This window comes from Brevibacillus dissolubilis, from assembly GCF_006170445.1.
In the GTDB taxonomy this organism is placed as follows: domain Bacteria; phylum Bacillota; class Bacilli; order Brevibacillales; family Brevibacillaceae; genus Brevibacillus_B; species Brevibacillus_B dissolubilis.
On record NZ_VCNA01000001.1, the window covers coordinates 381,512 to 393,633 of the forward strand.

13 protein-coding genes are annotated in these 12,122 nt (G+C 47.0%); 3 read left to right on the plus strand and 10 right to left on the minus strand.

Features of this window, described 5'->3' with window-relative positions; genetic code table 11:
• Positions 1–66 precede the first annotated feature (66 nt).
• Entirely contained in the window at positions 67–777 is a 711-nt protein-coding gene (locus FGI41_RS00990) for a WYL domain-containing protein (RefSeq protein WP_176560057.1), read from the plus strand.
• A gap of 74 nt (positions 778–851) precedes the next feature.
• Here FGI41_RS00990 and FGI41_RS00995 read toward each other — a convergent pair whose 3' ends face one another.
• From FGI41_RS00995 to FGI41_RS01000, 3 genes are all read right to left on the minus strand, one after another.
• Complete coding sequence (locus FGI41_RS00995) at positions 852–1,493, minus strand: pyridoxamine 5'-phosphate oxidase family protein (protein ID WP_139488040.1); 642 nt, start codon at positions 1,491–1,493, stop codon at positions 852–854.
• Positions 1,494–1,733: 240 nt separating this feature from the next.
• Positions 1,734–1,892, minus strand: a complete 159-nt coding sequence (locus FGI41_RS24685; RefSeq protein WP_176560058.1) for a hypothetical protein — start codon at positions 1,890–1,892, stop codon at positions 1,734–1,736.
• A complete protein-coding gene (locus FGI41_RS01000) occupies positions 1,870–2,706 on the minus strand; it encodes a GvpL/GvpF family gas vesicle protein (protein WP_139488041.1) in 837 nt (278 codons plus the stop codon). Before FGI41_RS01000 ends, FGI41_RS24685 begins: the two co-directional genes overlap by 23 nt.
• Before the next feature lie 152 nt (positions 2,707–2,858).
• Between FGI41_RS01000 and FGI41_RS01005 the strand changes: the two genes are divergently transcribed.
• Both FGI41_RS01005 and FGI41_RS01010 read left to right on the plus strand, forming a co-directional pair.
• Entirely contained in the window at positions 2,859–3,524 is a 666-nt protein-coding gene (locus FGI41_RS01005) for a DUF1361 domain-containing protein (RefSeq protein ID WP_139488042.1), read from the plus strand.
• Positions 3,525–3,725: 201 nt separating this feature from the next.
• Positions 3,726–5,120, plus strand: coding sequence for an MFS transporter (locus FGI41_RS01010; RefSeq protein ID WP_255298252.1), 1,395 nt, complete (start codon positions 3,726–3,728; stop codon positions 5,118–5,120).
• 980 nt (positions 5,121–6,100) lie between these two features.
• On the opposite strand, the gene FGI41_RS01015 is transcribed toward FGI41_RS01010, so the two are convergent.
• The 7 genes from FGI41_RS01015 to FGI41_RS01040 all read right to left on the minus strand — a co-directional run bounded on the left by FGI41_RS01015 (position 6,101) and on the right by FGI41_RS01040 (position 12,107).
• Positions 6,101–7,687 carry a DHA2 family efflux MFS transporter permease subunit gene (locus tag FGI41_RS01015; protein ID WP_139488044.1) on the minus strand — a complete coding sequence of 529 codons (1,587 nt, stop codon included), beginning with the start codon at positions 7,685–7,687 and terminating at the stop codon, positions 6,101–6,103.
• 14 nt (positions 7,688–7,701) lie between these two features.
• Positions 7,702–8,934, minus strand: a complete 1,233-nt coding sequence (locus tag FGI41_RS01020; protein WP_139488045.1) for an efflux RND transporter periplasmic adaptor subunit — start codon at positions 8,932–8,934, stop codon at positions 7,702–7,704.
• Positions 8,935–8,944: 10 nt separating this feature from the next.
• Positions 8,945–9,604 (minus strand): efflux RND transporter periplasmic adaptor subunit, encoded by a 660-nt coding sequence (locus FGI41_RS01025; protein WP_139488046.1) that lies wholly within the window; start codon positions 9,602–9,604, stop codon positions 8,945–8,947.
• A gap of 33 nt (positions 9,605–9,637) precedes the next feature.
• Positions 9,638–10,066 carry a MarR family winged helix-turn-helix transcriptional regulator gene (locus FGI41_RS01030; protein ID WP_139488047.1) on the minus strand — a complete coding sequence of 143 codons (429 nt, stop codon included), beginning with the start codon at positions 10,064–10,066 and terminating at the stop codon, positions 9,638–9,640.
• Positions 10,067–10,279: 213 nt separating this feature from the next.
• Positions 10,280–10,453, minus strand: coding sequence for a hypothetical protein (locus FGI41_RS24690; protein ID WP_176560059.1), 174 nt, complete (start codon positions 10,451–10,453; stop codon positions 10,280–10,282).
• A gap of 93 nt (positions 10,454–10,546) precedes the next feature.
• Positions 10,547–10,972, minus strand: a complete 426-nt coding sequence (locus tag FGI41_RS01035; protein WP_139488048.1) for a hypothetical protein — start codon at positions 10,970–10,972, stop codon at positions 10,547–10,549.
• A 1-nt stretch (position 10,973) separates the two neighbouring features.
• Positions 10,974–12,107, minus strand: a complete 1,134-nt coding sequence (locus FGI41_RS01040) for an aminopeptidase (protein ID WP_139488049.1) — start codon at positions 12,105–12,107, stop codon at positions 10,974–10,976.
• Positions 12,108–12,122 lie beyond the last annotated feature (15 nt).

The window sequence follows — 12,122 nt, forward strand, 5'->3', positions numbered from 1 at the left end:
TACGGAGTGACGACACGTCTCTTAGAGTCACAGGTATACCCGATCACGAAAACAGAAAAAATCTGGTTGAATACCATGCTTGCTCATCCAGCTGCTCCACATTTTTTTGCACCAGAGACGTATCAGAAACTTTTGACCTTCCTGAAAGATACAGATACATTACAGCTTGAAAAAGTATTTGTTGAAAAAGCGAAATCCAAGGTCAAGCAGTTCTATCATGAGTGGATTCCCAAACTTCGACGTATTATTTTAAACAAAAATGGGTTGATGCTCAGCTGCGAGACCAAGAATGGTGCAATCATTAAGGATCAGGCAGGGGTTCCCTATCGGTTGGAATTTTCAATGGTACGCAAAGAATGGTATCTGATTTGGCTGTTACATGGGGACTCGAAGCTTTTGACGACACCTCTTCGCTTGATTCATAACATCACCGAGCGCGACATACCTGATTGGGAATACGAACGTTCTGAATTGGTTATCTCTCATCTGCATGAAGAAAGAAAGCAAGCCGTAACGATCGAAGTGTTACCGGAGTACACCGGTGAATTACAACGGATTTTGTATGCTTTTTCCTGTTTTGAAAAGACCGGGCGGCTTGATGATGACACGGGGGCATATCATTTGAGTATCTCATTTTTGGATCAGGACAGTGAGTATGTCCTTTCGAAGGTGAGGTTTTTGGGAAAAAGAATTAAGGTACTGGGGAATCCACGTCTACAGGCACGAATGCTGGAAAGTGCGAAAAAGGCGTTAGAGAGGTATGCGGAGCCTTTGTAAACAACGAGAAAAGCCCGCTGTCTGAAAAGGAACAGCAGGATTTTAACATTGATGATCGACTTTATTACCCGGCATTAATAAAGCCGCTTGGTATAGCTCTCCTCCAGTAACTCCGCCACGCTCTCCCCTGTCATTCCCGGTAATTTCACATGGTCAGCCAACATCTTCGGAACGGAAGGCAATTCTTGTGGTTCCAACCAAGACTCAGATTGCCACAGACCCGAACGTTTAAAAGCTTTGGCACAGTGAACGAAGCATTCTTCCACTTCTACTCCGATCCCCAGCAGCGGCGTACGCCCCTTCACTTGCATCTGCTCCAGCAAGTCCTGATCTTGAACAAGGCAGGCTCGTCCATTGATCCGCAGCGTCTCTTCCAATCCCGGAATGAGAAAAAGCAGCCCCACATGTGGATTAGACAAAATATTTCGCATGGAGTCTACACGACGGTTACCGGGACGCTCAGGTATGAGAATAGTCTTGTCGTCCAGTACCATTACAAAACCAGGTGCATCCCCCCGAGGTGAAGCGTCACAAAGACCTTCTCGATTCGATGTCGACAGAAATAAAAATGGTGACTTTGCAATAAAATCCCGGCAATGCTGGTCAAGCTGTGTAATTACTTTATTGCTGGCAAGTTGACTCGGCTTCCCGCCCAGAAGCTCCTGAAGCTCTTCTTCACTGGAGATGGTTTGACGAAAGTAATTGAATGAGGTCATCGATGTTCACACCTTTTCAGCTTGTTTCCTACGATTCTTTTCAAACATGGAATACCATTTTTTCTCTATCATAACACAGCAAATAAAAGAACTTTATGTCTATTCAATCAGGTTGGCAGTTCATAAAGTCGATAGGGTACTGTCGTATGTAAAAAAGCACCGTATCTCCCTGAATAGGCTATACACGCCCACCAAGAAGCACACGGTACTTTTTTTGTCTTGCTTGGTCTTGATCCCAGTTTATTGCTCGTTGTTGTCGATCACATGGATATCCGGCTTGATCCGGTTGTAATAGCTGTCGGATTGGTTCCATTCTCCCTGCAACATTGCCCCATGATCCATCAAACCGTCCAACAGTTCGAGCAATTTCATTTCTTTACTGGGCTGACTCTGTTCCATTCATAATCTCCTCCTTATGTAGCATCGCAAAATGGTAAGGAGGCCACGGCCCTGTCACTTCCAGTGCCCATCCCGCTCCTGTCCGCTCCCCAAACTGACGAATTCCTTCTTGAAAACGTTGGATCTGATTGGCAGAAACCAAATAATCCACGTTGCCGATCATCTCGTCGCCTCTTCCGGTAATTTCTTTGCCGTAGGTACGGCGAACACAGGAGCCTACGCTTCGTTCCTCTAAATGCTGATGAATGGTTTTCCAGCAACGGTCACGTTCCATACTGACAGCCTGCGCGATCTGCTGGGAAAGTTTTTGCTTCATAAGAAACTGACGGTCTGGTGACATCGCGGCAATCTCCTTGCGCAAACGTTCAACATCAGGATGATTCTGCTCAATATACGTCTCCCACTGCTTGTTATCACAGTATGTTTTGACATTCCACTCCTGTTTGCCCGTGATTGCGGATATTTTGGCGTGAAGTGTGTCAGCCCGGTCTCTGAGCGATCTTTTTAATTTGTCCTCGGAGGCAAAAATCGTACAGAAAGACAAGGGCAACACAGTAAATTCTTTATTGATCAGACAAATGCAGTCATGATGGTGAAATGCCTTTTCCTCCAGCCAAGCGGAATTCTTCAGATTCTTTTCCACTTTGGCAGGGGAGTACGCATCAGCGTCTACCCGGCTGACGACAGCGACAATACCGGATTCCTTAACTGTGTAGCTGTGATACTTGGCATCGACGCCGGTAAAGACAGGTACAGGCTTAGCAGCAGTTTCTTCGACGGGAATCAGGCCATACACGTAAATATATCCTGACATACCTATCTCCTCCCTTGCTCACGGTGCGCGTTGTGGTACATCATATGCAAGCACAGAAGGATTTGTTGCCGTACAAATTAATCTGGGACTAGTGCCCCTTGTTTTGGTAAAATGTAGAGATCACTAAAGTGCAACGTGAGGAGAGAAGGAACTTGGGATCTTTTTTGAAAAATCAGGCTTCCATCATCAGATTGGTGCTGCTGCTCGGCTTGTCTTCGGCCATTTGCACCGCTATGTTATATGTTCGGAATCACTACATCCAGAGTGGAATGTTCCTCTGGCTGATCCGTCCCAACTTGATACTCGCATGGATTCCGCTTATTTTTGCTCTGGGGATTCATCTTCTCTGGCAATGGCGGCAAAAAGTAAACGTGATGATGTTGATTCTTGCTGTGCCCTGGCTGCTATTTCTCCCCAATGCCCCCTATATCGTGACTGATATTGTTCACCTCACCTATATCAAGGAAAATGTCCCACCCCAGTTAGATGTGCTTATGCATGTGTTTACCTCGTTTACCGGGCTTTTTCTAGGTTTTGTGGCTCTGTATCTGGTGCATGAGATTGTTGCTGCCTCCCTAAACAAATTATGGGGCTGGCTGTTCGCCCTTTTTGTACAAATTTTATGTGGAATCGGTGTTTACTTCGGTCGCTTTCTCCGTTGGAACAGTTGGGATTTTTTCTATGCACCGCAACAGATTATTGCCGATCTGGAGCGAGTGATCAATGATTGGGTGGCCGCTGCATTTGTAGGGGGATTTTCCATGTTTTTAATCTGCACGTATGCGGTTTTCGTATCTTGTGTCAGGTTGCGAAAATAGAAGCTCCGTGATGACTGGATTTTTCATTGACAAGCGTATGTCATTCACTATGTCTGTCGTTGATGAGCGAATGAGTTGACCACTCTATTGTCAATAGATCAATCCGGTTGTTCGGATGCTTTTTTAGTAAATGTTAATACATTTCATGGTATTATGAAAATAAAGATAATGATTCCACTAAAAATGAATCGGGTGAACAGAATGAGTACGAAAAAATGGCACTATGGGTGGATGATACTGGCTACTACCTTTCTTGCATTATTGATGGCCCAAGGTGTGCGGCTATCTTTTGGGGCTTTTATCCAGCCTTGGGAGGTCGAGTTTCAAACGAATCGGGAGAACATATCCCGCCTGACGCTGATCAGTTATATGATTTTCGCCATTTCCCAGCCGCTGATCGGTAAAATTGTAGACATGTATGGTGTCCGCAAAGTGCTCGGATTTAGCATACTGACAGTCGGTCTCAGTACATTTTTGACCGGGTACGTGACATCTCTGTGGCAACTGCTGTTGTTATACGGCGTAATCTCCTCTGTTGGATTTGGCGGAGCGTCCAACATCGTCGCCACTGTCGCAGTCAACAACTGGTTCAAGGAGAAAAAAGGTGTGGCACTCGGCATCTCTGCCTCGGCAAGTGGTGCAGGTCAATTACTCATTGTCCCAGCCTCCTTGATTTTTATTGAATCAACCAGCTGGCAGTATACGGTGATGCTCTGGGGCGCGATCCTTACATTTGTCGTCTTTCCGCTCGTACTTTGGCTCATCAGGAGCTATCCCGCCGATAAAGGCTTGCTGGCCTATGGAGAGAAGATTCTTGTAGAAAAAGACGGAGTTCCGTCTGGGAAAGGAACAGATTCCAGCCATCTGGGCAATGATTCTCCCGGCTCAATCTCATCATCGGACTCATCAGGCATATTAGACGTATCAGATGTGTCGAAAGAAGCGGCCCCGCCGGTTTCCTCTAGCACACCAGAAACCCCTGGCTTCCTCTCGATCCTTCAGCAGCGGGAATTCTGGTTTTTGCTTATTCCGTTTTTCGTCTGTGGAGTCTCCACGACTGGCTTGATGGACACACATCTGATTCCATTTGCTCATGATCATGGTTATTCAACGACTGTGACAGGCTTGGCGGTGAGCCTGCTGGCCGGATGCAACATCTTAGGAACGGTACTCTCCGGATTTGTCGCAGACCGTTGGAGCAATAAAAATTTCCTTGCGATTTTATATGGTACAAGGGCGTTGTCCATCGTACTTTTGTTGTTGGCGGGTGACCCGATTCTGTTAATGACGTTTGCAGTTATTTTTGGCTTAGTCGATTTTGCCACGGTCTCACCCACTATCATGCTGGCGTCAGAATACTTCAAAAAGGCTACAGGAACGGTCGTCGGTTGGCTTTATCTCAGCCATCAGATCGGTTCCGCGCTTGGTTCGTATCTGCCTGGAGTGATCTATCGTTTGACAGGTGGGTATGAAGTGGCTTTCATCGGAACCATCGCACTGTTAATCGTTGCGGCCGGGATTTGTTACTCATTACCGGAGACGAGAAAACCATCAGCTCCTAAAGGTGCAGCGGATACAAGCAGCGCAGCTGGTTAAAGTCTGTGGGAGTGCAGTTAATGGCTGAAACGTCACAAGCAATATTTAGATATCATTGAAATCACATACCTCATCCAATGAAAAAACACCAGGCGAATATCTGGTGTTTTTTATGTCTAGGACAACTTTGCAGTTAGTGAGGATTCATCAAAATGATAGTTTCGAGCTATCAGACTGTCTGGATTATCATTAGACAACTTTCTTACTAATTGACAGCCCCGTTTCGACACCTGTATCCAACATGATCAAAGCAACTATTCCGAATGATCATATCAGTTATACCGCCTATCCATGCACTAAGGTCAGGCGCATTTCAATATGATTGCGTAGTATTAATTTTCACCATTTTATAAATCGTTATATGTAGCTTAACTATACTTTTGTATTTTTTTGGTGTGTACTGCTTCTATTCGTCGATTGTTGCGCTTTCCCAGGAAACATTAGGAAATCACTAACCATTCAGCAATCAGCAACCGGAACAAACAAAAAAGAGATGCCCTCTGGTCACTTTTACGTACCAGAGACATCCCTTCTGCTTAGCTACATCATACAGCCTGTTCTCGTTACGATCTTCTTCAACGATGATTTGGTCATTCTGCAGTTGAATTTTTAATACTGCATATGGATACTCAGTCTACGGCCGATTCCCAAATTTCATTGCTGTATGTTCATCGTATGTTTGCAGACGTTTTTGTGTTTGCTGTTCGTTCAAACTGCAGCGGATTCGCATATTTCAAACTGTATGTGCATGGTTAGTCTGCCTATCTTTTTGCAATTCCACAGTTCGTTGTTTCTACAGCGAATCTCTATGTTAGAGTCGGTTACGTCCGGAATGCTCATTCTATGTCCAAAGGTCTACAGCTCTACATTTCATGCAGAATCATCAACCTATCACTGAATGTTACACATCCCGGCACAACCTCTATTTCTACTCATTCCCTTAGTAATTCCTTCGTACCCCGAACATACCGCTACCCGCCTTAGCTTGCCGCTTCCGCTGTATCGGCTACTTCTACTTCCTTCGGTGGTGTCTTCACTGCCTTTTTCTTCCGTAAGAAATACAGCAGTGGGATACACAAAAAGATAGGGACAGCCGAGATCAGGAATGTATCTGCGATCCCGCGGACGAACGATTCTTTTTGGATCAGTCCGCCGAGAATCATCATAGCTCCTGCCTTGGACGTTGCAGCGTCTACACCAGATTGTCCGTAGAGACCTGAGAGCATCGTGACGAATTGAGTACCTTGCAGAGAGTCCAAAGACAGGTTTTCACTCATCCGGACACCATGGAAAGTAGAGCGAGTGGACATCATCATCGTCAAGAGCGCGATCCCCAGAGATGACATAACCTGACGGAAAACGTTCCCCAAGGAAGAGGCGCTCCCTACTTTCTGAGGTTCTACCGCGTTGGTTCCCGCTGACGTGAGTGGCATCATACAAATACCAATGGCAAGACCGCGAATGATCAGAATATGGTTCAACCATTCATTTGGAGTGTCAGCGGTCAATGTGCTCAGTTCATAGGTTGATACACCCATCACTGTCAAGCCGACCAAGCCGAGCGGCACAACCCCGAATTTATCCATCAGCTTACCGCTGATCGGCATCATCAAGGCCATTGCAATCGACTGTGGCATCAGTAACAGACCTGTCTCCATCGGTGTGAGACCTTGGATATTTTGTAAGTAAAGCGGAGTCAGGAATACCCCGCCGTACATCCCCACCATGACAAGGCCAGAGGCTAGTGTCCCCATCGAGAATTGAAGATTTTTGAACAGACTTAAATCCATCAGCGGCTGCTCTTTGCCTGTCTCTACATAGATAAGCATTGCCATACTCGAAACAGCAACGAACAACAGGCTTACGATAAAGAGGGAAGTCCAGCCTTCGGACTGACCTTTACTCAGTGCAAGCAACAGTGTTCCGAACGCGATAATGGACAAAATCGCACCTGCGTAGTCGAACTTTACTTTTTTAGTCGGAGTCTCCCGCAGCATGGAAGCCGACAAGAAAATAGAGGCAATCCCGACCGGCACGCTCATGAAAAACAGGAGGCGCCAAGAGAAGTGTTCTAAAATATAACCACTCAGCGTCGGACCGATGGCTGGGGCCACCATCGCGGCGATCCCCCAGAGACCCATGGCCAAACCGATCTCGTTGCGCGGGATGGACGCGTACAGCATCGCCATCCCGACCGGCATGATGAATCCGCCGCCAAGACCTGACACAATCCGGAAAAAGATCAGGCTTGAATCACTCCACGCGATCCCGCACAAAGCAGAACCGACCGTGAAGGCCGCGAGTGAGACCAAAAACACCTTTTTATATCCAAACATATCGCACAACGCCGGACTCATCGGGATCACGACAGCAGAAGCCAGCATGTACCCGGTCAGAATCCATTGCATCGTATCGGTAGTCGAGCCAAATACGTTGACAAGCTGTGGCAAGGCGACGTTTAAGAGACTGTTATTCAGAACAGCGACGAACGTACCAGAGATAATAGCCATCAGTGCGAACCACTTGTATGATGAATCGTTTTGTTGCTGATTGACGGAGTCAGACACCTGATTCGCCTCCTTTATTGCACCCGAACCTTCTCTCCGTCATGCAGCTCGGAGCTTGGATTCACGACGATCTGATCTTCTGGTTTCAGGCCGCTTTTTACAATGACATTGCCATCTGTGGAGCCCTCTGTAGTGATTTCAATCAGGCGCACTACATCTGCTTCCACTTTATATACATAAGATTTGTTCTCCTTTTGGATCAGGACAGAGGTTGGCAGCTTGAGTTCGGTCTCACCTTTTCCTGCAAGGAATACCTCAGCGAGCATACCAGAACGAAGCAGGCCATCTGTGTTGTTTACCTTGATTTTGACCGGGAACGTGGTGCTGTTGGTATCAGATACCGGGCTGACGAACTCAACCACGCCTTTGTAGGTTTTCCCATTGAGGCTGTCTACTTTGATATCAAGGGTGGAGCCGATTTTCACATCGTTGATTTTTTCCTGTGGCACACTCACTTCTACTTTTACCGTATTCATGTTGACGATTGTCATGAGTGGTACGCTTGGTGATGCCATCTCGCCTGGATCAACACTGCGTTTGACGACCATCCCGTTGATCGGCGCTTTCACGACAGTGGAGTCCAATGTGTTTTTCGCCAGTGCCAAGGAAGATTGCAGACGGGTAACTTCCGCTTGCAGAGCGCTGATGGTGTTGTCGGTTGCGCCTTCTTTGGTCAGGGAAAGCTGTTGTTGGAGCTGCTCGTAGCCGGAGCGGGCGCTTTCTAATGAAAGAGAAGCTTTTTCCAAGTCAGCTTGGGAGATCGCGCCAGAAGTGAACAGGGACTGCATGCGGTCGTAGTTTTTCTGAGCCAGATCAAGGTTGACACGCGCTTGTTCCAATGCGCTTTCTTGACGGTTGATCTCTTGGCTTCTCGCCCCTGCTTTGGTGTCATTGAGACGGGCTTGTGCGCTTGCAATTGCGGCTTGGGCTTGGTTCACTTGTTGCTGGTAGTCGGTTGCTTCGAGCTGCACCAGCACCTGACCTTGCTTCACGGTCGTCCCTTCCTGTACACCGACGGAAGCGACTTTACCTGAAAGCTTGGAGACGACTTGCACTTCTTGGTCTGGAATGATTTTACCGCTTGCGATGGAACCGGAATCTGTATAATTCGCCATTTTCATTACTTTTACAAATGGGGTTGTACTGACTTGACTTGTAACCGCCTGATCGCTTGCACAACCTGCGAAAAGCAAAGCAGATGAAGACAATACAGACAGGACAAGCAGGGATTGAATTTGTTTTTTCATTATCTCTCACCTAGCTTCCTTTCACAGTAATTTTGATGATCGCATTCATACCCGGGGATGGTTGCACACCCTGGAGATCATCAAGAGAGATTTTGATTGGTACACGCTGCGTTACTTTGGTAAAGTTACCGCTGGTGTTGGTTGCCGGCAACAGGGAGAACGTGGAGTTGGTTGCTTCGCCCACCTCGATGACAGAACCATAGAAGGTTTTGCCAGGGAATGAATCGACGGTGATCTCTACCGGTTGGCCTGTATGTACTCGACCAATTTCGGTTTCTTCTAAGTTAGCGGACACGTAGACTTTGGATTTGTCAACGACCATGGCAATCGCTTGACCCGGTGCCACTACTTCGCCTTGTTTGGCCAATGTCTTGATGACCGTACCGCTGATTGGAGCTTTCAGCAAGGCATTGTCAATCAGGTTGGTCGGCAGGTTCGTGGTTTCCTGTTGACCCACGATCTGGTCGGACATGACTTGGTCGCCGTCCTTAATCTGCAGATCAATCAGCTTGCCTGAAATCTTCGGCATGACACGGTAGATATCACCAGCCACGCGAGCGTCTTCTGTCTTGACATAGTGCTCACCTTCATACCAGTAGTAGTAACCGATGCCACCACCAGCCACTACCATCAAGATCAGAATGAGGGATAAAATAAACTTTCTTTTCATAAGGTCTCCTCTGCTTTCTCTTTTCTGACTTTTCTATTCGAATTGGGATAGGATTTTGCTCTGTAGTATCTTGGTAATCTGCTCTGCTTCGGCTGGATCGAGTTGACCGAACAATCTTTGAATAAATTCGTTCCGGTTGTCGATAGCCTCCTGGAGTGTTTTTCTGCCATCCTCTGTGATGTCCAGATACACACACCGCCTGTCACCCTCTACGCGAATCCGTTGCGCTGTACCGTTTTCGATCAGCTTATCGGCGAGACCGGTAATCCCACCTGTTGTGATATCAAGCATGTCTGCGAGTACGGATGGCTTTTGCGGTCCATTTGACGCCAGTTCTTCCAAAATGCGCGTTTGAGAATAAGCCATGCCAGTTGGATTCGACTTCTGCCACTCTACTTTCATCTTTTTGAACAGCAAATGGATGCAATTCGCAACATCATATAGTTCTTGGCGTTCGAGCATAGGTTGTTGCCCCCCCTTTCTGAGGCTGGTTTCGTTCGTGCTTCTTCCTTCTTTGAAACAGGGTGTTGCAGTTTTTTAGGATATTCAAAATTGCTTATTCGTTAATATCTTAGTGATAAGATATTTAATAAAAAACTATTGTTATCTTACTACTGGATAGTTTTATAGTCAATATATTTGTGTATAGAAAAATTTCAAGTAAGGAAGGCCGACTTAGTGAAATGCCTGATTTAGCTGGATTGTAAAGGCTTTCAATAATATGGATATTTTTTTATATTTCCCTGATGGAATTATGTGTTTCATCACCATTTCGGAGCCAGCGATTGGAACACTGTGATGAAACAGAAAAACGGCGGGTCTTAGATCGACACCACCGCCTTGTTTCACGATATCGGTACTCCCATTGCGAAGACCGAATACTCACCCGATTATGAACACCGAATACTCGCTGTTTCTTCTATATAAATAGGCGAATATGCTTTAACCGCAAGCAAGCTTTATCGCCTGCTCGTACTGCTTACGCTCAAAAACAAACGGTCCAAAACCGCCATAGTCCCAGTGTCCCCCTGATGAATCTTCCCCCCTGTGCGGGTTATGAAAATCACTCCAGATCACGCGGTCTTCTTCAAGCGTAATTGTAGCCTCCAATGACCAGCAGCCAATCTCGCCACAGGTGCAGGACAGGATTGGCACGTCTTCGGTCTTGCCCTCCTGCATGATATAGGTGAAAAAATCCTCTGTCCACAGTCCCTGATAAGCTCCTGCTATGTTGTATGCGAAGGGTCTTTCATAACTGGCAGCCATGTTAATGAAGTCCTGACCATCGATCTGGATGCGGACGATCGGAACACCCTCAGGAAAGGGGTACGTAAGCTGAAATGAGATCGTATGCACGTATTTCTCCATCTTATTGTCCTTCCATCAACCGGTCCGGATTCAATCCCTGCAGCTCTTCGGGCACGAACAATCCGTCCTTTCTCACCAGCACATCATCAAACCAAATCTCCCCACCGCCATACTCGGGACGCTGGATACTGACCAGATCCCAGTGAAGCGAGCTGCGGTTGCCATTGTCCGTCATCTCAATCGCATGACCAGGAGTAAAATGGAAGCTGCCTGCTATCTTTTCATCGAAGAGAATATCGTTCATCGGGTGCAAAATCAATGGATGAAATCCAATCGCAAACTCGCCGATGAAGCGAGCTCCTTCATCCCGGTCGAGAATTTTGTTGAGCAGTTCTGTTTCATTCGCGGTGGCTTCGATGATTTTGCCATTCTGGAAAACGAACCGGACATCGGAATAGGTCGTTCCATCGTATAGGCTTGGGATGTTGTATGTAATGGTGCCATTCACTGAATCCAGAACAGGTGCGGTGAAGACCTCACCGTCTGGGACATTCATCTCCCCGGATGCGATATAGGCCGGGATGCCTTTGATCGAAAAGGTCAAATCGGTGCCTGCTCCGATGATTCGGACGCGGTCTGTGCGCTCCATCCACTCTTTTAGTGGTTGAGCTGCTTGGTTTACCTTGGCATAATCGATCGTCGACACCTGAAAATAAAAATCAGTGAAGGCTTCGAGCGTCATCCCCGCGTTGTCGGCCAGTGACTGGGTTGGATAATGTAGACCTACCCAGCGCTTTTTGCTCTTTAAGGTGCGGAGCTCCCTCATCGAGGTGAAGTAGGTATTGACCTGTTCGATCGGAACTCCGGCATAGTCGCTGCCATCATGGACGCCGATGATCACAACACGTTTATTGGTTTCCTGCCAGATCGGAGTGTCCCAATTCACTACTTTTTGTACGGTTTCAGCAGTGATGCCACGCAGCCATTCATTATGGAGCATCGGATCGAACACTTTGACAAAAGGGTGTGCTCCACGAGCATAGGCCTCTTTGATAATCTCCTTTGCCAGCTCACGTCCTTCACCGAGGACTTCAATAACAAGGCGGTCGCCTTTTTGGCAATCGAGGGAATAGTCGAGCAATTGCTGGGAAAGCAGATTGATACGGGACAGATTAGCAGCAGTCAGATGGGTCATAGGATCGTACCTCCT

Coding starts and splice junctions, on each gene's coding strand:
- FGI41_RS01040 (WP_139488049.1), bottom strand. CDS start 12,107: ATGACCCATCTGACTGCTGCTAATCTGTCCCGTATCAATCTGCTTTCC.
- FGI41_RS24685 (WP_176560058.1), bottom strand. CDS start 1,892: ATGGAACAGAGTCAGCCCAGTAAAGAAATGAAATTGCTCGAACTGTTG.
- FGI41_RS00995 (WP_139488040.1), bottom strand. CDS start 1,493: ATGACCTCATTCAATTACTTTCGTCAAACCATCTCCAGTGAAGAAGAG.
- FGI41_RS01030 (WP_139488047.1), bottom strand. CDS start 10,066: ATGCTCGAACGCCAAGAACTATATGATGTTGCGAATTGCATCCATTTG.
- FGI41_RS01020 (WP_139488045.1), bottom strand. CDS start 8,934: ATGAAAAAACAAATTCAATCCCTGCTTGTCCTGTCTGTATTGTCTTCA.
- FGI41_RS01000 (WP_139488041.1), bottom strand. CDS start 2,706: ATGTCAGGATATATTTACGTGTATGGCCTGATTCCCGTCGAAGAAACT.
- FGI41_RS01025 (WP_139488046.1), bottom strand. CDS start 9,604: ATGAAAAGAAAGTTTATTTTATCCCTCATTCTGATCTTGATGGTAGTG.
- FGI41_RS01035 (WP_139488048.1), bottom strand. CDS start 10,972: ATGGAGAAATACGTGCATACGATCTCATTTCAGCTTACGTACCCCTTT.
- FGI41_RS01010 (WP_255298252.1), top strand. CDS start 3,726: ATGAGTACGAAAAAATGGCACTATGGGTGGATGATACTGGCTACTACC.